Source organism: Sorangium sp. So ce281 (genome assembly GCF_051527395.1).
In the GTDB taxonomy this organism is placed as follows: Bacteria; Myxococcota_A; Polyangia; order Polyangiales; family Polyangiaceae; genus Sorangium; species Sorangium cellulosum_B.
Window position 1 is genome coordinate 3207156 of the sequence record NZ_CP150322.1, and the last position, 19745, is coordinate 3226900.

General features: G+C 73.6%; 14 protein-coding genes. 10 read left to right on the forward strand and 4 right to left on the reverse strand.

What is annotated here, in order from left to right; translation table 11 throughout:
- Window positions 1-86: 86 nt before the first annotated feature.
- Together WMF27_RS12285 and WMF27_RS12290 are read right to left on the reverse strand one after the other, a co-directional pair.
- Complete coding sequence (locus WMF27_RS12285; protein ID WP_437768678.1) at window positions 87-1244, reverse strand: IMP dehydrogenase; 1158 nt, start codon at window positions 1242-1244, stop codon at window positions 87-89.
- Between the two features lie 203 nt (window positions 1245-1447).
- A complete protein-coding gene (locus WMF27_RS12290; protein ID WP_437768677.1) occupies window positions 1448-1774 on the reverse strand; it encodes a biotin carboxylase N-terminal domain-containing protein in 327 nt (108 codons plus the stop codon).
- Window positions 1775-1931: 157 nt separating this feature from the next.
- Between WMF27_RS12290 and xseA the strand changes: the two genes are divergently transcribed.
- Genes xseA through WMF27_RS12305 form a run of 3 tightly spaced genes read left to right on the forward strand, consistent with a single transcriptional unit; the run spans window position 1932 to window position 6818 of the window.
- The gene (xseA, locus tag WMF27_RS12295) at window positions 1932-3659 is read left to right on the forward strand and encodes an exodeoxyribonuclease VII large subunit (protein WP_437768676.1); all 1728 of its coding nucleotides are present in this window, start codon (window positions 1932-1934) and stop codon (window positions 3657-3659) included.
- Window positions 3646-4632 carry a shikimate dehydrogenase family protein gene (locus WMF27_RS12300; protein ID WP_437768675.1) on the forward strand — a complete coding sequence of 329 codons (987 nt, stop codon included), beginning with the start codon at window positions 3646-3648 and terminating at the stop codon, window positions 4630-4632. The genes xseA and WMF27_RS12300 overlap by 14 nt, the downstream gene beginning before the upstream one ends.
- Window positions 4629-6818, forward strand: a complete 2190-nt coding sequence (locus tag WMF27_RS12305) for an amylo-alpha-1,6-glucosidase (protein WP_437768674.1) — start codon at window positions 4629-4631, stop codon at window positions 6816-6818. The genes WMF27_RS12300 and WMF27_RS12305 overlap by 4 nt, the downstream gene beginning before the upstream one ends.
- Before the next feature lie 32 nt (window positions 6819-6850).
- On the opposite strand, the gene WMF27_RS12310 is transcribed toward WMF27_RS12305, so the two are convergent.
- Both WMF27_RS12310 and WMF27_RS12315 read right to left on the reverse strand, forming a co-directional pair.
- On the reverse strand, window positions 6851-7777 hold the full coding sequence (locus WMF27_RS12310; RefSeq protein ID WP_437768673.1) for a DUF4123 domain-containing protein: 927 nt from the start codon (window positions 7775-7777) through the stop codon (window positions 6851-6853).
- A 229-nt stretch (window positions 7778-8006) separates the two neighbouring features.
- Window positions 8007-9614 carry an oligosaccharide flippase family protein gene (locus tag WMF27_RS12315; protein WP_437768672.1) on the reverse strand — a complete coding sequence of 536 codons (1608 nt, stop codon included), beginning with the start codon at window positions 9612-9614 and terminating at the stop codon, window positions 8007-8009.
- An 86-nt stretch (window positions 9615-9700) separates the two neighbouring features.
- Between WMF27_RS12315 and WMF27_RS12320 the strand changes: the two genes are divergently transcribed.
- The 7 genes from WMF27_RS12320 to WMF27_RS12350 all read left to right on the forward strand — a co-directional run bounded on the left by WMF27_RS12320 (window position 9701) and on the right by WMF27_RS12350 (window position 19684).
- Window positions 9701-11002, forward strand: a complete 1302-nt coding sequence (locus WMF27_RS12320; RefSeq protein ID WP_437768671.1) for a glycosyltransferase — start codon at window positions 9701-9703, stop codon at window positions 11000-11002.
- A gap of 129 nt (window positions 11003-11131) precedes the next feature.
- Window positions 11132-12082 (forward strand): glycosyltransferase family 2 protein, encoded by a 951-nt coding sequence (locus WMF27_RS12325; protein WP_437768670.1) that lies wholly within the window; start codon window positions 11132-11134, stop codon window positions 12080-12082.
- A 41-nt stretch (window positions 12083-12123) separates the two neighbouring features.
- On the forward strand, window positions 12124-12849 hold the full coding sequence (locus WMF27_RS12330; protein ID WP_437768669.1) for a class I SAM-dependent methyltransferase: 726 nt from the start codon (window positions 12124-12126) through the stop codon (window positions 12847-12849).
- A gap of 289 nt (window positions 12850-13138) precedes the next feature.
- Complete coding sequence (locus tag WMF27_RS12335) at window positions 13139-15976, forward strand: cation-translocating P-type ATPase (RefSeq protein ID WP_437768668.1); 2838 nt, start codon at window positions 13139-13141, stop codon at window positions 15974-15976.
- A gap of 98 nt (window positions 15977-16074) precedes the next feature.
- The gene (gene wecB / locus WMF27_RS12340) at window positions 16075-17193 is read left to right on the forward strand and encodes a non-hydrolyzing UDP-N-acetylglucosamine 2-epimerase (protein WP_272103344.1); all 1119 of its coding nucleotides are present in this window, start codon (window positions 16075-16077) and stop codon (window positions 17191-17193) included.
- Between the two features lie 281 nt (window positions 17194-17474).
- The gene (locus tag WMF27_RS12345) at window positions 17475-18095 is read left to right on the forward strand and encodes a pilin (protein WP_437768667.1); all 621 of its coding nucleotides are present in this window, start codon (window positions 17475-17477) and stop codon (window positions 18093-18095) included.
- Between the two features lie 11 nt (window positions 18096-18106).
- On the forward strand, window positions 18107-19684 hold the full coding sequence (locus tag WMF27_RS12350; protein ID WP_437768666.1) for a pentapeptide repeat-containing protein: 1578 nt from the start codon (window positions 18107-18109) through the stop codon (window positions 19682-19684).
- The last annotated feature ends 61 nt before the right edge of the window (window positions 19685-19745 follow it).

The window sequence follows — 19745 nt, forward strand, 5'->3', positions numbered from 1 at the left end:
GTCTCCTCGCTCCGTCAGGGCAGCCCTGGCGCGCCGTCTCGTCGACCCATCAGGACAACCCTGGCGCTGGGTTCACCGCGGCTGCGTCATGCGCGCGCGCGCGGCGCCTGCGCGGCAGGTCGGGGCGCCTTGTCCAGCGCGGATCGGATCGGGACCATCAGCAGGCGATCGATGGCGACGCGCTGATCGGCGGGCGGCGGGCTCTCCGGTATGCCCTGCATCAGCCGGAGGTCGCGGAGCGCGCCGCGATCGAGCGGGCCGAGCGATGCCCCCAGCCCGTCGAGCGGCGGCGTCATCGCGGGGAGCAGGCAGACGAGGGAGATCTCGTTGGTACCCTGGCGTACCCACGTTCCCTGGTACACCGCGATCGCCTGCCCGAGCGCCTCCTGGAACACGAACGCGCGCCACTCGAGCGGCGCCGCCAGATCGAAGACGCGGCCGCCGGCGCGGAGCTCCCGGCTGTCGAGGCCGAGGGCGGCGCCGCGCGCGTCGGTCAGGAGGAAGCGATCGAGGCACCCAGGAGAGCGCAGCGTGAGCTCCTCGAGGAGCGCGGCGAGCGCCGCGGGGCCGAGCGAGATCGGCTCGCCGTCCGGGCCGATCGCCTCGAGCCCGACCTCGTCGGAGCCGACGACGGACGCGTGGTCGAGCAGCGCGGCGAAGGTGCGCCGCGAGGGGCCGTCGAAGCCGGCTCCGATGGAGGACATGCCGGCGCTGGAGCTGAGCAGGGCGACGATACGATCCCGGCGCGGCGTCGCGAGGAGCGTGACGCCGAACCGCTCGCGGGTGGTGAGCAGCACGTGCTGCGCAGCGCTGCTCTGGCCTCGAAGGAGCAGCTGATCGCCCTCGAGGCTCAGCCCGCGCCGGCTCACCTGCGGAGGGGGCACGAGCTGCCGCCGTCCCCGCGCGAGCAGCGCGACCGCCGCCGTCACGAGGGCGACCGGCAACAGCGCACGGAATATCAGGCCGCGCGCGGTCACGACCAGCACGAGCGCGGCCAGGAAGAGCGGGATCGCCCAGCGCCGCCGGGTGTCCCTGCCCCCCGCCGGCGTCACCTCGGGAGCGGTCGCGTCGAACCACCGGACCCGTGGGAAAGGCGTCACGGCGGCGTCGCTCGCCGGCTCGCCCGCGCGCTGCGTCGCCGGCCTGCCTGTCGCAGAGGGAGGCTCGTGGGCTCGGACCTCGATCGACGGGAGCATCGCGACGGACCCAAGCGGGTCCTTCTGGCCCTTCGCCTCGCGTCCCATCGCACCTCCACCCCGGCCGAAAGTTGGCGGTAGAATAGCATTGACCGAGGCCGGAGCGAGGGGACTTTGGGACAACGCGCTGCGTAGGGGGCTGCGCGTTGTCGGCGACCCGCTCTGTCACGATCGGTTACGACTGGTTACGACCGGTTACGACCAGCCGAGGACGTCCCCGGCGGGTCGCGGATGGCGCGCGCTGCGACGTGTCACGCCGCGTTGCGACCCTCCTCGGCGACGAGGAACCTGACGACGTCCGCTCGCATGCTTCCTCGAACTCGCGGTTTTCCGTACCCGAGATGGATAACGCCTGCCCCGGAACGCCTGGTGATGCGGCGGATCCGGTCGAAGCGGAGGTAGCTCTCGGCCGCAGGCGCGGGGCCGATGGCGTACGACGCGCTCACGAGGCGGACATGGAGGTCGTCGCCGCCTGCGACGCTGCAGACGGCGACGCCCTGGAGGCCAGCCTCATGCAGCGATCGGAGGACTCGCACGGCGATCTCACCGCGGTCGGGGAAGAGGACCTTGCGGATCACGAGCCGGCGCTCTCACACGAAATCGCCTCCGCGAGCGGCCTGTCGCTCCGCCGCTCCGCGCCGAGCCTCGCGGCGCGACCGACGGCGGGCTCGCCTGACGCGGGATCAGGCCCGCGAGAGTCTTTCCACAGGCCGAGCAAAAGGGTACGTCTGCCCTGTGCAGCGCCGCGATATCCCGCCCGAGCTCTCGTTCGCGGCCCTTCCCGTCGCCGAGCCTCGCGAGCTCACGGGCCCGCCGCCCTCGCGCCGCCAGCGGGGCGCCGAGCCGGAGGTGGTCTCGGTCGCGGAGCTGGATCGCCGGCTGAAGCGGATCCTCGAGGGGTCGACCGCAGACGTACGCGTCGAGGGCGAGATCTCGGGCCTGCGCGTCGTGGGCAGCGGCCACGCCTACTTCACGCTCAAGGACGAGAGCGAAGAGGCGGCCATCGACTGCGTGATGTACAGGACCGCGGCGCCGCGCGCGCGGAAGCTGCTCGCCGACGGCGCGCGCGTCGTGCTCACGGGCCGCGCCACGGTCTACGTGCCCCGGGGCCGGCTCCAGTTCTCCGCGGACGACGCGCGCCTCGCCGGCCGCGGCGCGCTCCTGGAGGCGCTCTTCCGCCTCAAGGAGAAGCTCGCCGCCGAGGGGCTCTTCGCGCCGGAGCGCAAGCGCAAGCTGCCCGTCGATCCGCACATCATCGGCGTCGTCACGAGCGGCGACGGCGCGGCGATCCACGACATCGTGACCGTCGCGTTCCGCCGCGGCGGCGCGCGGCTGATCCTGGCGCGCACGCCGGTGCAGGGCGCCGGCGCAGGGCAGCGGATCGTGCGCGCGATCGCGCTGCTCGAGGAGTTCCCGGGCATCGAGGTGATCATCGTGGGGCGCGGGGGCGGCTCGGCCGACGACCTCAGCGCGTTCAACGAGGAGATCGTCGTCCGGAAGGTCGCGGCCGCGCGCGTGCCGATCGTGAGCGCCGTCGGGCACGAGATCGACGTCGCGCTGACCGACCTCGCCGCCGACGCGCGCGCCGCGACGCCCTCGCAGGCAGCAGAGATGCTCGTCGCGGACGCGGCCGCGCGGCGCGCGGCGCTGGAGCACCTCGAGGCCCGCATGCGCCGCGCGATCGCCCACCGGATCCGGGGCGCTCGGGCCGATCTCGACCGGCAGCGCGCCCGGCTCGGCTCGCCCGCGCAGATCGTGGCGGAGCCCCAGCAGCGCATCGACGACGCCATGGCGAGGCTCCGGCGCCGCATGGAGCGCATCCTCGTCGAGGACGGCGCCGCGCTCCAGCGCCTCGAGCGGAGGCTCGCCGCGCGCCACCCGCGCGCGGTGCTCGCGGGCGCCCGCGGGGCGCTCAGGCCGCTGTCGGTGCGCCTCGCCGCGGCCGCGAACCGCCACGTCGCCCTCCTGCGGGAGGGCTTCGCGGGCGACGTGGCCCGGCTCGAGGCGATGTCGCCGCTCCGCGTGCTCGCGCGCGGTTACGCCATCGCGACGGACGCGTCGGGGCGCGCGGTCCGCGATCACCGCGAGGTCGCGCCGGGCGATCCGATCGCGGTGCGGGTGCACCACGGCGCGCTCCTCGCGCGGGTCGTCGTCACCGCAGGTCCGGACGAGCCGCTCGTCGAGGGCCACGCGCACGCGCCGGCAGCGACGGCAGCAGCGGCCGCCGCGGCGGCGCCGGCCCCGCCTGCGCGCCAGGGCGGCGGCCCGCGCGCCGCGTCCGGCCGCGCGCCGAGGCGCAAGAGGACGCAGCCCGGCGCGCCCCCGTGCGAGCAGCTCGGGCTCGGCTTCGCGGCCGAGGAGCACGCCCCGACCCTCGGTCGCGCGGGCGCAGTCGGCCAGGTCTCGGTGGGGCAGGGCGGCGCGGAGGCCGGCCCTGAGGAGAGGCACCATGTCGAACGCTGAGCGGCGAATGTTCGGTCTCGTGGGGCACCCGGTGGGCCACTCGGTCTCGCCGGCGATGCACTCGGCCGCGTTTCGGGCGCACCACCTGCCGCACATCTACAGCGCCTTCGACGTGCCCACCGGCGCGGAGCTCGCGCGCTTCGTCAGCGACATCCGGAGCGGCCTCATCGCCGGCGCGAACGTCACGATCCCGCACAAGCGCGCGATCATGTCGATGGTCGACGACGTGGACGCGAGCGCGGCCGAGGTCGGCGCCGCGAACGTCCTCTGCGCGACCGAGTCGCGGCGCGTGACGGCGTACAACACCGACGTGGTCGCGCTCCGCGACGAGCTCGCGCTGCTCCTGGGATCCGCCCCGCCCCGCGGGGACGATCCGGAGGGGCCGTACGGCGCGCACTCGAGCCCGCGCCAGCGCGCGGTGATCATCGGCGCGGGCGGCGCGGCGTTCGCGGCGATCGCCGCGTGCAAGATGCTCGGCTATCACCTCATCAGCGTGACCACCCGCTCGTGGACCAGCACCGAGGCGATGCTCGAGTCGCCCGCCGGGCAGCGCGCGTCCGAGCTCGGCGCGCTCACCGCGCCCTGGCCGATCCCGACCGACAGGTCGATCAGCAGCAAGTCCTCCGTGGCGCTGCGGCTCAACTGGAGCGAGTTCACCGTCGCCGCCGACCTGATCATCCAGGCGACGAGCGCCGGCATGCTCGGGGGGCCGCCCGGGGAGGAGGTCACGGGCATCATCCCGTGGGACGCGCTCTCGCCGAGCGTGTGCCTCTACGACCTCGTCTACAATCCCCCGGTGACGCCCTTCCTCCGGACGGCGCGCGAGAGAGGGCTCCGCGCCGAAGGCGGGCTCGGGATGCTGGTCGGCCAGGCGGCGCAGTCCTTCACGCTCTGGACCGGCCTCCCGGCGCCGGTCGAGGAGATGCGCGCGGCAGCCGAGGATTCGCTCAGGAAGGCAACCGGCGGTCGATGAGCTCGGACGGATCCCGGCGGAATTTTCCGACCTACGAGGCGCTGTCGCCCACGCCCGCGGCGCACCGCGGCCAGGGCGCCGCGCTCGAGCACGCCTCGCCGTGGCCGCACGTCGAGGTGCGGGGCCAGCTCTCGATCGCGCGCAAGGAGTGGCTGCACACGAACGGCGCGGGGGCCTACGCGAGCTCGACGATCGCCGGCATGCACACCCGCCGTTACCACGGCCTGCTCGTCGCGGCCCTCGACCCTCCGCGGCGCCGGCACGTCATGCTCTCGCACGTCGACGTCTGCGTCCGCCCCGTCCGGCAGCAGGGCGCGCCGTCCGAGCGCCGCGCCTCGTGGCCGCGGTGGGACCTCGCCAAGCACCAGTTCCCGGGCATCGATCCGGAGGGCAGCTCGTTCTACCTCGAGCGCTTCGATCAGGATCCGCTCCCGCGCTGGGCGTACGCCGTCCCGGGCGGCGAGCTCGAGGTGACGCTCGGCCTCGTGCGCGGCGAGAACGCCGCCGTCCTCCGCTATGCCTGGAGCGGGGCGGATCCGGTGATGTTGACGCTGCGCCCGCTCCTCGCCGCGCGCCACATCCACCAGCTGCTGCGCGAGAACGGCGGGATCTCCCAGAAGGTCGAGCTGCGCGCAGGGGCGGCGCGCGGCGAGCCCGGCTCGGGGCGGGACCGCCCCGTGATGGGCGAGGTCCGGGTGCAGCCGAACCGCGCGCTGCCGAGGATCTGCTTCCGCTACCAGGGCACGTTCGTCGGCTCGCAGGACTGGTGGCGACGCTTCGAGTACCTCGGCGAGCAGGATCGGGGCCTCGACTTCCTCGAGGATCTCTGGACGCCGGGCCATTTCGAGACGGTGATCGGCCCCGAGCCCGTTCACCTGCTCGTGGCGGTGGGCGCGCTGCCCGACGACGAGCCGGAGAACCTCCTCGCGGCGGCGAGCGCGGCGATCCGCGCCGAGGACCCGGGGCCCCGGCGCCCGCTCCTGGAGCGGAAGCTCTCCATCGCGGCCGAGGCGTTCCGCGCCGACGCGGCCGCGCGGCCCAGCGTCATCGCGGGCTACCCCTGGTTCGAGGTGTGGGGCCGCGACGCGCTCATCGCCCTGCCCGGCCTCTACCTCGTGCCGCGCAAGACCGAGGCGGCGATCCGCGTCCTCCGCGCGATGATCGACGCGATGCAGGACGGCCTCGTGCCGAACCGGCTCCCCGACGCCGGCGAGCCGCCGGACTTCCACGCGGCCGACGCGACCCTCTGGCTGTTCGAGGCGGCTCGCCTGCTCGCGGACGTGCTCGGCGACACGCACCCGTTCGTGGCGGGCGAGCTGCTCGGCGCGCTCCGCGACGCCTTCGAGGCCGCCGTGCGCGGGACCCGGAACGGGATCCACGTCACGGCCGGCGGCCTCTTCGCGGCCGGGCGCCTGGGCGAGGGCGCCGTCGACGGGCTCACGTGGATGGACGCGCGCGTCGCGGGCCGCGCGGTGACCCCGCGCGCCGGTTGCCCGGTCGAGCTCACGGCGCTGTGGGCGAAGGGGTCGGAGACGCTCGCGCGCCTCGCGCGGGCCGCCGGCGACGCCCGCCTCGCGGGGCGGGCGGAGGCGGCCGCGAGCGCGGCGCGCCGGGGCTTCGCCGCCCGCTTCTGGTGCGAGGAGACCGGCTACCCGTACGACGTCATCTCGGAGCACGCGGAGGGCGAGGGCGCGTTCCGCGACGCGTCGATCCGCCCCAACGCGCTGATCGCCGTCGCCGTGGATCCCGCCTGCTTCACGCCGGAGCGGGCCGCGTCGCTGCTCGATCGGGTCCGCCTGGAGCTCGTGACCCCCGTCGGCGTGCGCACGCTCTCGCCGGCCGATCCGGCCTACGCGCCCCGGTACCAGGGAGGCCCCGAGGCGCGCGACAGCGCCTACCACCAGGGCACGGCCTGGCCGTTCCTGCTCGGGTTCTACGCGCGCGCCCTCCGGCGCTTCTCCATGCTCGGCGAGCACGTGATCCCGCTGCTGCACCGGCTCGCGGCCTCCGCGGCCGCGAACGAGATCGCGCTCGGCCAGGTGCCCGAGGTCGCCTCCGGCGCGCCGCCGCACCACCCCGGTGGCAGCTTCGCGCAGGCCTTCAGCGTGGCAGAGCTCCTGCGCCTCATCGCCTGGGACCTGCCCGCCCAGGACCCAGGCAGCGCCGCGGGCGCGCCGCCGCGCTGATCCATGCCGGCCCGCGGGGCCGGCGCGCGCCTTCAGCCTTCGCGTTCCAGCGCCGACTCCTCGCGCAGCGCCTTGCCGCCCCGGGCGGTGAAGCGGAGCAGCCTCCCCGGATCCTCGGCCTCCATGGCGAAGGCCTCGACCTCCTCGAACAGCGCCTCGAGCTTTCGAGGACCGCACGTGGGCAGGAAGCCGCGGAGCACGCGCGGGTCGTAGAACCGGAAATACTGCTGCTTGCCTGTCCCGTTCTCGACAAGGAGAAACCGGCGCAGGTGCTTCCGCACGTCGCCGAACGGGCGGTCGCTCGTCAGGAAGACGCCCCAGCAGTCGCCCCAGCCTCCGTCGACCAGCGCGTCGAGCAGCCTGGACCCGTGCGGGAGGTGCACGAGCGTGGGGCCGACGTCCGCGAGGATCTCGCCCTGGAAGCCGGCGTAGAGCGAGGCGGTCTGCTCGCCCGCCTCGCCGAGCAGCAGCCGGATGCGCGGGTCGCGGGCGGCGTCGACCACCGCGAAGAGGGGCGAGCGCTCCTGCCGGAGCCGCGCCCGCGCCGACGCGGCGAACGGCGCCCCGGTCGCGAGCACCGCGGCCCTCCTGCGCGCGCGGCGCGACGGCGGCGCGGGTTCGGTCGGCGCGTAGCGGCGGTTCACCTCGCGGCGCACCACCGCGAAGAGGGTCCCCCCCGCGCGGATCTCGTCGCCGTCCCGGAGCGACACCTCGCGCGCCCGCTCCCGGTTGACCTGCGTCCCGTTGCGGCTCCCCAGGTCGCGGAGGAGATAGCTGCCGTCGATCTGCTCCACCGAGAAATGCAGGGCAGAGAGCTCACCGTCGCTCGTGATCGAGAGATCCGACTCGGGCGCGCGGCCGACGAGCAGCGGACGGTCGCCAGGGATACGCGCCGTCTGCCCGGCCAGGGGGCCCGAGATGACCCGGAGGACGAGCCCTGCTTCCTGGTCTTCGCTCATGGTCGTCTCCATCGCACAAGGCGCCGATGAGGCCGGCAAGCAAGTAAGCCTAGAACACCGATCGGCGGGAAATCCACCCGAAGGCGGGCGCGACGCGGGAGACGACCGGGCGACTGTCAATCTTTTCCGCCTTCCAGGCGAGGGCGCTTTGAAGCAGCCCGCGCGGATTTTGCGCCGGCAGCCCTCGTTTGCCGCCCGAGACAGCGAGGGTGCGACGCGCGCGGATGCGTCAGCCGTGGCGGCTCCGCAGCGGTTCGAGGCGCAGCCAGCGCGCCACGAACGCCCGGTCCTCGGGAGCGAGCGCGCCGGTGACCCGCGCGGCCACGAGGTAGAGGCCCGCGTACAGCGGGGCGCAGAGCGTGAGGCAGAGCGCGGGGCGCCTGTCGGTCGCGCCCGTGAGCAGGAACGCGGCGAGCGGCGCCGCGGCCACGATCGCGGTGGCCGCGACGCGCCCGTAATGGCTCCACGGGAAGACGCCGCGGAGGCCGACGCCGGAGAAGCGCGCGATGCAGGCCACCGTCGAGGCGATCACGAGCACCTGGGTCAGGACGGCCGAGAGCGGCGCGCCGACCATGCCGATCGTGGGCAGCAGGACCAGGTTCGCCGCGGCGTTGAACGCCATCGAGAGCACCTGGATCCGCAGGATCATCGACGTCTTCCCGAACGCCATCAGCATGATCGCGTACGCCGTCACGCGCAGCGGCAGGAGCGCGGAGTAGATGCGGAACGGCACGGCGGCGCCGGCGTAGGCGTCGCCGTAGATGGTGCGCATGAGCGGCTCGGCGAAGAGGAGGAGGAACGCCGCGACCGGGAGCATGATCAGCGTCGTCTTGCGGATGCCCGAGTGCCACAGGTCGATCGCCGCCCGCGCGCCCTCCGCGGGGGTCCGCCCGTTCTCGACGCGGGCGACGAGGTCGGGGAGCATCGTCGAGGCGACCGAGTAGGCGAGGACGCCGACGAGCGGGAGCTCCTGCGAGCCGACGGAGAACTCGGCATAGAGGCCCGCGCTGAAGAAGAGGCCGATGACGAACTTGTCGAGCTTCTGGTTGAAGAGGCCGGCGAAGCGCGTGACCGAGAGCGGGAGCGCGTAGGCGAGCTGCGCCCTGACGCCGCCAGGGAACGGGGCCGTGGCGACGTCCTGGAACAGCCGCGCGTAGAGCCGGTACGAGAGCCCGAGCCGGAGGGCCTGCGCCGCGCACTGGGCGGCCACGATCCAGGCGATCGAGCACCCGAGCGCCGCGGGGACGATCGCGCCCGCGGCGCTAGAGAGCGTGACGATCAGCGCGACCCCCGCCGACTTGCGGTGGTTGTTCGTCGCGATGAAGAGCGGGCCGAACACGCTCGCCGGGTAGGCGATCACGCTCATGAGGCCGATGAGCAGGAGGAGCCGCGTGACGCCCTCGCGGCCGTCGAGGAAGACGCTGGGGACCAGGGCGAACACCGAGAAGGCCAGCGCGGAGAGCGCCCCGAGGCCGACCAGGAGCAGCATGCTCTGCCGCACCAGCCCGCGGAGCTCGGCGCGGGTCACCTTGGGCGCGAAATAGAGGAACGACTCCGGGAGGTAGAGCTGCGCGAGATCGCGCCCCGTCATGAACAGCATCGTCGCGAACGCGAGCACGCCGTACTCGGCCTTGCCGAGCAGCCGCACCACGACGACGCCCTGCACGAGGATGATGAGCGTGTTGACGAACTGCCCGCCGACGATCATCCCGATCCGGTCGGCCAGCGACGTGCCCTGCGCCTCGCCCGGGCGCGGCGCTTCCTTGGCAGCCGGCGCGACCTCCGGGGCCCGCGAGGGCGCGCTCGGCTCGACCGGGGCGGGCTGCTCGTCCTGCATGGCGGCTCGGTAGCACATGCGCGGGCAGGAGCGGCCTCCCGAGGCGAGCGCGCGGCGCCTGGGTCGGCCGTGATATAGGCGCGGCGATGAGGCGCGCGCTCCTCGTGAGCTACTACTTTCCACCGCGGTTCAGCGTCGGCGGTAAGCGCGCGTACCGCTTCGCGAAATTTCTACCCGAGCATGGCTGGGCAGCGACGGTGCTCACCGCGAGGCCGCCTCCAGGGGAGCGGCTGGATCCGTCGTTCGCGGAGGGCTCGCTTCCCGCGGGCGACGTGCGCCGCGACTACCTCTCCGAGGCCGAGCTTGCGCGCATGCCGCGCCGGGCGCTCGGCTCGGACGGCACCCTCGAGGCGCCGACCGAGGCCGCGCCGCCGATCGCGCGCCGCAGGGGCCTCGCGCGCCTCGCCGCCGAGGTCCGCTACGTCCCGGTGATCGGACCGAACACGGGGCGCGTCCCGGCCCTGGCGGTCCGCGTCGCGCGCCTCGCCCGCGAGGTCGGCGCCGAGGTGATCTTCGCGAGCGGGGCGCCGTGGGAGACCGTGCTCGCGGGCGTGCTCGCCGGCAGGGCCATCGGCCGGCCCGTCGTCGTCGACTTCCGCGATCCCTGGTCGTTCGGCCCGGTGATGGCGACGCGGCCCGCGTGGAGCCGCGCGGCCGCGGCGCTCGTCGAGCGGGCCGTGGTGGGCGCCGCCGCGGCCTTCACGGTGACGTCCGAGATGACCCGCGATGCCTACGCCGAGCGGGGGATCGCGCGCCGCGTCGAGTGCATCCGGACGGGCTTCGACCCGGACGCGGCGGTCGCCCCGCGGCGCGGCGAGGCCGTGACGCTCGTGCACTTCGGCAACTGCTACAGCGAGCGCACCCTCGCGCCGTTCGTCCGGGCGATCGCGGCCGTCGCGCGCCGGAGGTCGCTCGGCCCGGGCGCGATCCGGCTGCTCAACCTGGGGCGCGTCGCGAAGAGCGACCTCCGCCTCGCCGAGGAGCTCGGGGTGTCGCGGCTCTTCGAGCACCGCACGGTGCTGCCGTACGTCGAGGGGCTCGGCATCGTCGCGGGCGCCGACCTGGCGCTGCTCACCGGCTTCGGCGACGAGCCCCACCTCTTGCCAGGCAAGCTCTACGACTACCTCCTCGCGCGCGCGCCCATCCTCGCGGTCTCGCCGTCCCCCGAGGTCGCGCGCATCCTCGACGCGACCTGCCTCGGCTGGACGCACGCGGCCGGCGACGCCGCGGCGATCGAGCGCCGCATCGAGGACGCGCTCGACGCGCGCGCGGCCGGTCGGCCGCTCGTCGAGCCCGATCAGGCGGCGCTCTCCGCGCTGAGCGCGCGCGCCAGCGCGGGGGTGCTGGCGCGGCTCTTCGAGCGCGTCGCGGCGAGCCGCAGGGGCTGACGTCGCGCTCTCCGCGCTGAGCGCGCGCGCCTGAAGCCGCGCCCGGGGCGCGCGCCGACGCCGCTCCCCGGGCGGCGCCCGCGCGACATCCTTGCCTGCGCGGCGGCCCCCGTGGCATGCGAGCCCGCGATGCCTGACCATCTTCTCCAGGATCGAGCGGGGCTCCCCGAGGCCGAGCGCGCCCTTCAGGAGGCGTGGCGCGCGAAGTACGCGTCCGAGGTGAAGGAGCTCATCGTGCGGCGCGAGGTCCCGTCGCCGAAGCTCACGCTGATCGTGATCTCCTACAAGGCGAAGGACTACCTGATCGAGTGCCTCCAGCACGCGCGCGGCCAGACGGCTGCGCTCGACGTGCCGTTCGAGATCCTGCTCGCGGACAGCGGCGGCATCGAGCACCTGCGGCCGCGCTCGGCCCCGCTCGTCGACGTCGAGCTGCGCCTCACCGACGGCATCCCGCTGAACGCCGCGCGCAACGCCGCCATCGCCTGGGCGCGGGGCGAGTACGTCGCCTTCATCGACGACGACGGGCTGATCGCGCCGACGTTCGTCGAGGTCGTCTGCCGCGTCTTCCAGGACCCCCGCATCGCGGCGATGCGCGGCCGGATCATCCCCAAGGAGCACCCCTATTTCTGCACGCTCGCGGGGCACTACGACCGCGGCGACGACGTCGTCGACGACGTCCTCGCGACCGAGGGGCACATGGCGATCCGGCGCGGCGTCTACCTCTCGACCGGGGGCTTCCCCGATCAGTTCTACGGCGCCGAGGGGGTCTACCTCGTCTACCGGATCGCGAAGGACTTCCCCGATCTGCGGGTCGTCTACGTGCCCGATCTCCTGATGCGGCACGACTACTTCGACAGCTGGGAGAACTTCATCTGGAAGACGCGCAAGTACCGGCGCATCCGGCGCGAGGTGGGCGGCATGGAGCCGGACCCCGAGTTCCTGCGCTACCTCGACGCGTACCTCGCGCGGCGGAAGCCGCATCGCCGGCTCACGGTGGAGCAAACGGTGGCGCTCGGGCTGCTCAAGGCGGTGCGCTGGGGGGTCCAGCGCCTGCCGGCGTGGGCCGTGGGGCAGCCTTGATAGAGCGGGCAGGCGGCGCGCGCGGGGGAGGAGGCGGACCGATGGCTGAAGAGGGCGGCTTCGAGCAGGATCTCGCGGCGATCAACCGGCACTATACCGAGCGTTTCCTGCCCGGGAACCCCTGGGCGAGCCTGCTCAACGCCCACCCGTACCTCGTCGCGCGGCAGCGGCAGCGCCGCCTGCGCGAGGCGCTCGTCGCGTGCGGCGTGCACACCCCCGAGGTGCTGCGCGAGATGTCGGTGCTCGACGTGGGCTGCGGGTCGGGCTCCAACCTGGCCTGGCTGATCGAGCTCGGCGCGGATCCGACGCGCCTCACCGGCATCGATCTCGTCGCGCAGCGCACCGAGCTCGCGCGCTCTCGCTTCGCCGGCATCCGCTTCGTCGCGGGCGACTTCCTGACGGCCGACGTCGGGGGCCCGTTCGATGTGGTGATGATGTTCGCGGTCCTGTCGTCGGTGACCAACGCGGAGCTCAAGCGAGGCCTCATGGACAAGGCGCTCCGCCTGCTCCGGCCGGGCGGCATCTTCTTCTTTTACGACGTCGTGTCGCGGCGGCCCGTCCCCGGCACCGCCGACTACCAGCGCCTCACGTTCGCGGAGCTCGAGGGGTATTTCGCCCCCCGCACGCTGCACATCGTTCGCAGGGACATCCTCCGGCGCGACGTCGCCGACCGGCTCGTGCGGCGCTTCGGCGTGACTGTGGCCGAGCTCGTCCAGGCGACGCGGCTGCTCAACATCGACGGCACCTTCGCCTACGCGCGCGGCTAGGCCACCCGCAAGCGCCGCGAGCCCGCACCCTCCGACGCGCCGCCGGACGCGCGGGGCGAGCGCCGTGAGGCAAAATTCCCCGCCGGGGTGAAAAGGTCCCGCCGGCAGCCTGCCCGCGCGAACCGCTTCGTGTGCTGAACAGCCCGGTTCCGCTCCGGCGCGGTCTGGCATGAGACGTGCCAAATGACAGGGGAAACCACGCGCCAGCCACGTGAAGACCACGTGATGAGCAGCCACAGCCGGTCGGTTCAGCGCGCACAGCGCGGCTGCCACCGCAGGAGACGACTCTATGTCCCAACGCGTCCTCCCCCCGTCGGCCGCGATCGCCTGGCACAGCCTGCCTGCCCCCGATGTGCTCTCCAAGATCGAGAGCGCCGGGGCCGGCCTCGCGGCCGACGAGGCCGCCCGGCGGCTCAGGGACGTCGGGCCCAACGTGATCCAGCGCGCCAAGGGTGACGGCCCGCTCAAGCTGCTCTTCCGTCAGATCAACGATCCGCTCATCTACGTGCTGCTCGCGGCGGCGGCCCTCGCGATGGCCATGGGCGAGGCGATCGACGGCGCGGTCGTGCTGGCGGTCGTGGTGCTCAACACGGCGATCGGCTTCGTCCAGGAGCTCCGCGCGGGCAAGGCGATCGAGGCGCTCGTCGACATGGTGCCCCAGACGGCCACGGTCGTGCGCGGCGGCCAGCGGAGCGTGATCCCCGCCGCCGACGTGGTCCCCGGCGACGTGGTGGTGCTCGACGCCGGCGACAAGGTCCCCGCCGACGCCCGGCTGCTCTCGGTGAAGAACCTCCACGTGGACGAGTCGGCGCTCACCGGGGAGTCGGTGCCGTCGGACAAACACATCGCGGCGGTCCCCGAGGACGCCGGCGTCGGCGACCGCAAGAACCTCGCCTTCGGCGGGACGCTCGTGACCAGCGGCACGGCCACCGCGGTGGTCGTCGCCACGGGCGCCGCGACCGAGCTCGGCCGCATCTCCTCGATGCTCCACGAGGCGACCGAGATCGAGACGCCGCTCACGCGCTCGATGGCCAAGGTCGGCCGCGTGCTGACCATCGCGATCGTCGCGGTCGCGTTGCTCATCGTCGGGGTCGCGCTGCTCCGGGGCTACCCGCCGGTCGACGCGATGCTCGCGGGCATCTCGCTCGCGGTCGCCGCGATCCCGGAGGGGCTGCCCGCGATCATCACCATCTCGCTCGCCATCGGCGTGCAGCGGATGGCGCGGCGCCGCGCGGTGATCCGGAAGCTGCCCGCGGTCGAGACGCTGGGCAGCACGGGCGTCATCTGCTCGGACAAGACCGGGACGCTGACGCGGAACGAGATGACGGTCCGGGCCCTGTGGACGCCCGCCGCCGGCGCGCAAGGGGATGCGGCGCTCGAGCAGGCCGGCGCCGCGCTCGAGGTGACCGGCGTCGGCTACGCGCCCGATGGCGAGCTCCGCCGCGACGGCGCGCCGGTCGGCGAGGTGCCCGAGGCGGTGCGCGCGCTGCTCCGCGCGGGGCTGCTCTGCAACGACGCCCGCATGACCCGCGAGGGGGACGCCCGCGGCATCGAGGGCGACCCGACCGAGGGCGCGCTCGTCGTCGCGGCCCAGAAGCTCGGCGTGGACGTCGAGGGGACGCGGCGGGAGCACCCCCGCGTCGATGTCGTCCCGTTCTCGTCGGAGCGGCAGCTCATGGCGACGCTCCACGAGGTCCCCGGCGGAGACCGGGTGATCTTCATGAAGGGGGCGCCCGAGGCGGTGCTCGGCCGCGCCGCGATCGGCGAGGCGGGGCGGGCCCAGGTGATGGCGCAGGTCGAGCAGATGGCGGCGCAGGGCATGCGCGTGCTCGCCGTGGCCTCGCGGCCGGCGGGCCGCGACGTGGCCTCGCTCGACGAGGAGCACCTCCCGGAGGGGTTCGAGCTCCTCGGCCTGGAGGGGATGATCGACCCGCCGCGGCCCGAGGCGATCGACGCGATCAAGGCGTGCCACGCGGCCGGGATCACCGTGAAGATGATCACGGGCGACCACCTGGCGACCGCGCGGGCGATCGGCGGGCAGCTCGGGCTCGTTCCGGACGGGGCGCGCGCGATGAACGGCACGGAGCTCTCGCGGCTCTCGGAGGGCGAGCTGCGCGCGGCGGCGACGTCCACGCACGTGTTCGCGCGCGTCGCGCCGGAGCACAAGCTCCGCCTGGTGAAGGCGCTGCAGGCCGAGGGGAGGGTCGTCGCGATGACCGGCGACGGCGTGAACGACGCGCCGGCGCTCAAGCAGGCGGACATCGGCGTGGCCATGGGGATCACGGGGACCGCGGTGTCGAAGGAGTCCGCCGACGTCGTGCTGACGGACGACAACTTCGCGAGCATCCGGGCGGCGGTCGAGGAGGGGCGCCGCGTCTATGACAACCTGGTCAAGGCGCTCGCGTTCGTGCTGCCGACGAACCTGGGCGAGGCGCTGATCCTGCTCGTGGCGGTGATGAGCTTCCCGATCGTCGGGGGCGCGCCGCTCATGCCGATCACGGCCGTCCAGATCCTCTGGGTCAACCTGGTCGCCACGGTGGCGCTCTCCCTGCCGCTCGCGTTCGAGGCGATGGAGAAGGACGTGATGAGCCGCCCGCCCCGGGATCCCGGCGAGCCGATCCTGAGCCGGTTCGTGCTCGTGCGCACGGCGATCGTCGCGGTCCTCATGACGGCCGGGGCGATCGGGCTGTTCTTTTACGAGTACTCCACGGAGGTGCGCGGCGGCGTCGTCTCGGAGATCGCCTACCGCGAGGCCCAGACCGCGGCGGTCACGACGGTCGTGCTGTTCCAGATCTTCTACGTGCTCAACTGCCGGTCGCTGCGCGATTCGATGCTGAAGATCGGGCTCTTCTCGAATCCCTGGGTCTACGTCGGGATCGGCGCGCTGCTCGCGCTGCAGCTCTGCTTCGTCTATGCGCCGTTCATGCACACGCTGTTCGGCTCGGCGTCGCTCTCGCTCGACGCGTGGGTGAAGTCGACGCTGGTGGCGATGTCGATCTTGCCGGTGATGAGCGCCGAGCGGTGGTGGCGCACACGCCGGGCGCGGCGCTCGGCGGAGCGCGAGCGCAGGTCCGACGCGTCCGACGTGGGCGGCGTCGCGAGCGCGATGGCGAACCGCGGCGCGTAAGTATCGTAGAGAGCGAGGGTATCGAGCGCCGGCCGCGCCCGCGGCTCCGTCAAAACGCTGGTGCTGCGCCGGGTACCACGGCATCATCCTCGGTCGAGATGATCTACCTCGTCGCCGCGACGCGCCCGAACTTCATGAAGCTCGCCCCCATCTGCCGCGCCCTCAAGGCGCGCCGTCTACCGATGCGGCTGCTCCACACGGGGCAGCACTTCGACACGACGATGAGCGATGTGTTCTTCCGGGATCTCGGCCTGCCGACGCCGGATCACACGCTCAAGGCAGGCGGCGGCTCGCACGCCCAGCAGACCGCGGCGGTCCTCGTCGGCGCCGAGGCCGACATGATCGAGCACCGGCCCAAGGTGGTTGTCGTCGTCGGGGACGTCACCAGCACGCTCGCAGGCGCGCTCGCGGCGTCCAAGCTCGGAATTCCCGTCGTCCACGTGGAGTCCGGGCTGCGCTCGCGCGACTGGACGATGCCCGAGGAGATCAACCGCGTCCTCACCGACCAGCTCTCCGATCTCCTGCTCACCCCCTCTCACGACGCCCACCCCAACCTGCTCGCGGAGGGCATCGCGCCCGAGCGAATCCGGTTCGTCGGCAACGTGATGATCGACTCGGTCCACTACGCCCTCAAGCGCCAGACGGACGCGCTCTCGCGCTTCGGGCTCGAGCCGAAGAAGTACGCGATCGCGACCCTCCACCGCCCGGCCAACGTCGACAGCGCCGAGCGGCTCGCCGAGACGCTCGACGCGCTCGAGGCGATCGCGCAGCGCCTGCCGACCGTGTTCCCCGTCCACCCGCGCACCGTCGCCCGCGCCGAGTCGTTCGGGCTGTCGGCGCGCCTCCGCGAGACGAAGGGGCTCCGGATCATGGAGCCGCTCGGATACGACGATTTCGTGACCGTGATGGGCAATGCGCTGCTCGTCGCCACCGACTCCGGCGGCATCCAGGAAGAGACGACCGCGCTCGGGATCCCGTGCCTCACGATGCGTCAGGGCACCGAGCGGCCCATCACCGTGACGCAGGGCACGAACATCGTCGTCGGGCTCGACGCCGCGCTCATCGCGCGCGAGGTCGACGCCATCCTCGACGGCCGCGCCAAGCGAGGCTCCGTGCCCGAGGGATGGGACGGCAAGACCGGCGAGCGCATCGCCGACGCGCTGGAAGCGTTCCTCGCGGGGGATCCCCCGCCCAAGACCGCTGGCCCGCGCGCCTGAGCTCACCGCCCATCCTCGCTCGCCGCGGTGCCGGAGCGGCGGGCGCGACTGACGCGACTGACTCAACTGACTCAACTGACTCAACTGACGCGACGCCGAGCGCAGGATGCACCACGCGCGCTCATCGCGCCGCCACATCGCTTCTTCCGTGGCCTACGTGGGAGTCGCGCCGCCCGCACGACCACACTCCCCACAACCCCCGACCAAACAGCGTTCCATAGCCCAGAGCGCTCTGGGTTGTGCTTGTTTCTCGATGAACAGCCTCGGTATATAGTTGTATCGTGGCAAGAAATTTTCGGCCTGACGTGGAGTGGGCGGATCGAGGGCGAGGTCAACGAGGTTTCTCGCTCGTCGAGGTGATGGTCGCGGGCGGGGTCGTGGCGATCCTGGCCGCCTTGGGGACCCAGGGGGTGTCCAAGTACCTCGTGTTCGCCAAGTCGGCCGAGGCCAAGCAGACGGTCGGCGGCATCGCCAGGGCCGTCGTCGGTTCGGCCGAGCGCCTCCAGGCGATGTCGGGCACCGCGGCGGTCCAGCCGCTGTGCAGCGATGCGGTCACCGTGCCCAACGCGTTCTATCGTGTCCAGGGGCAGAAATATCAGCCCGATCCCAGCCCGGGTGTGGACTACAACACCGGGAGTCCGACCGTTGGCTGGAAGTGCCTTGCGTTCTCGGTCAGCCACCCTCAGTCGTACCAGTATCGATATCGACTCGGCGGCTCTCCCATGCCCGTCTCCGTGAACCATTTCCCGGAGGACGTGCCGGTGGATCGCAGGTGGGCCGCCTATGCGCGAGGCGACCTCGACGGGGACAATACGCACGCGTGGTTCGCGCTGGACGGCTACATGAAGGACGGGCAGGTGGTGTTCGCCAGCACGATCGGCACCATCGACCCGGACGAGTAGGCGGCGCCGCCATGGACACCGCAGCTCTCCACACGCTCTTCGGTGCCCTCTCGTCGCGCCGCGGCGGCGAGAGCACCGCCATCGAGCTCCCCGGCGCGGACCTCGCGGCCGCGCACCTGCGCTGCGCCGACCTCCAGGGCGCGAACCTCGCGGGCGCGCGCCTCGACGGGGCCAAGCTCACCGGCGCGAACCTCGGGGGGGCGCGGCTCGACGCCGCGTCGCTCGTCAACGCCGACCTCACCGGGGCCGACCTGCGCTGGGCCGATCTCTCGGGGGCGCTGCTCGGCGGGGCGCTGCTCGCGGCCGCGGATCTGCGCGGGGCCAGGCTCCCGCGCTCGTTCTCCTCGGCGGGGTCGCTCGTGGGCGCGCGCGTCGATCCGTCGGCGTGCGCGCGCTCCGGCTTCGACGAGGAGGCCATCCTGGCGCTGGCGAGCGCGGGCGCGTCGTTCGACGACGTCGCGTCGTTCCCTTCGCCGCTGCGCGACGCCCTCGCGAGCGCCGACGCGGTCCCCGAGAGCGCAGCGCGGAGCCGTCGCCCGGCGGCGCCGGACTCGCGGCGGATGGAGGCGGCGCCGGACTCGCGGCGGATGGAGGCGGCGCCGGACTCGCGGCGGACGGAGGCGGCGCCGGACTCGCGGCGGATGGAGGCGGCGTGGTCATCGCAACGGATCTCGGCGCCACCCGAGTCGCAGCGGATACCCGAGTCGCAGCGGATACCCGAGTCGCAGCGGATACCCGAGTCGCAGCGGATGCCCCCTGTGACCGACGTTCCCCGCCAGGGCGTGGCGATCAGCGCCTCGCGCCGCGCTGCCGGTGAGCGCGAGCCTCCGGCGGTCCGCCGCGCCGCCGTGCCCGGTGGCCCTCGGAGGGCGCCGGACGCGCCCCAGCTCGCGCGGTCGGCCGAGCTGCGCGTCGCGCTCGCCGGCGGCGCATTGCTCCTCGTCCTCGCGGCCGCCGTCGCTCTGGCGAAGATCCCTCCGCGCGGCCTCCTCCTGGCAGCGCACGCCGGCAGCGCGCTGGGCGCGGCGCTCTTGACCTTCGCGCTGCCTCTTGTCGGCGCCGGACGCAACGCCCCGCGCTCCCTGGGCGCCCGCCTCGTGCTCGCCGCGTTCGCCGCGACGCTCGTCTACGGCCTCGATCCGTCGCGCCTCGCGGTCTTCCGGCTGCGCGCCACGCTCGCCTCGGGCGACGCCGCGCAACGGTCCGCCGCCGTACGCCTCCTCGCGCGGAGCGGTCACCGCAGCTTCGACGGGCTGGATCTGTCGGGGCTCGATCTCTCCCGAGCGGATCTCAGCCAGAGCAGCTTCCGGAACGCGCGGCTCGCCGGGGCGGATCTCTCGGGCGCCGCGCTGATGGAGTCGACCTTCGGGGCCGCCGATCTGACCGCTGCCGACCTTCGAGGTGCCGACCTCACCGGGACCGACGCCGAACAGGCGACCGGCTGGGCGCTCGCAGCGTGCGACGCGGCGACGGAGCTGCCCGGCGACGGTGCGTGCATGCTGGGACACCCGGCGCGGGCAAATCAGTCTCCGGGCGACGCCACCGCGCGCTCCGCAGCCGAGGGCGCCGCGCCGGCGGGGGCGCTGTAGCGAGCGGCGCACCGGCGGCCGCGGGCCGGATCGCTCGGGAGGTCGGGCGCCGGGCTGGCCA

What these genes read in the sequence shown, in the direction of transcription:
- WMF27_RS12285 (WP_437768678.1), bottom strand. Translation starts at nt 1,244, where the DNA reads ATGGGACGCGAGGCGAAGGGCCAGAAGGACCCGCTTGGGTCCGTCGCG.
- WMF27_RS12300 (WP_437768675.1), top strand. Translation starts at nt 3,646, where the DNA reads ATGTCGAACGCTGAGCGGCGAATGTTCGGTCTCGTGGGGCACCCGGTG.
- WMF27_RS12305 (WP_437768674.1), top strand. Translation starts at nt 4,629, where the DNA reads ATGAGCTCGGACGGATCCCGGCGGAATTTTCCGACCTACGAGGCGCTG.
- WMF27_RS12310 (WP_437768673.1), bottom strand. Translation starts at nt 7,777, where the DNA reads ATGAGCGAAGACCAGGAAGCAGGGCTCGTCCTCCGGGTCATCTCGGGC.
- WMF27_RS12315 (WP_437768672.1), bottom strand. Translation starts at nt 9,614, where the DNA reads ATGCAGGACGAGCAGCCCGCCCCGGTCGAGCCGAGCGCGCCCTCGCGG.
- WMF27_RS12320 (WP_437768671.1), top strand. Translation starts at nt 9,701, where the DNA reads ATGAGGCGCGCGCTCCTCGTGAGCTACTACTTTCCACCGCGGTTCAGC.
- WMF27_RS12325 (WP_437768670.1), top strand. Translation starts at nt 11,132, where the DNA reads ATGCCTGACCATCTTCTCCAGGATCGAGCGGGGCTCCCCGAGGCCGAG.
- WMF27_RS12330 (WP_437768669.1), top strand. Translation starts at nt 12,124, where the DNA reads ATGGCTGAAGAGGGCGGCTTCGAGCAGGATCTCGCGGCGATCAACCGG.
- WMF27_RS12335 (WP_437768668.1), top strand. Translation starts at nt 13,139, where the DNA reads ATGTCCCAACGCGTCCTCCCCCCGTCGGCCGCGATCGCCTGGCACAGC.
- wecB (WP_272103344.1), top strand. Translation starts at nt 16,075, where the DNA reads ATGATCTACCTCGTCGCCGCGACGCGCCCGAACTTCATGAAGCTCGCC.
- WMF27_RS12350 (WP_437768666.1), top strand. Translation starts at nt 18,107, where the DNA reads ATGGACACCGCAGCTCTCCACACGCTCTTCGGTGCCCTCTCGTCGCGC.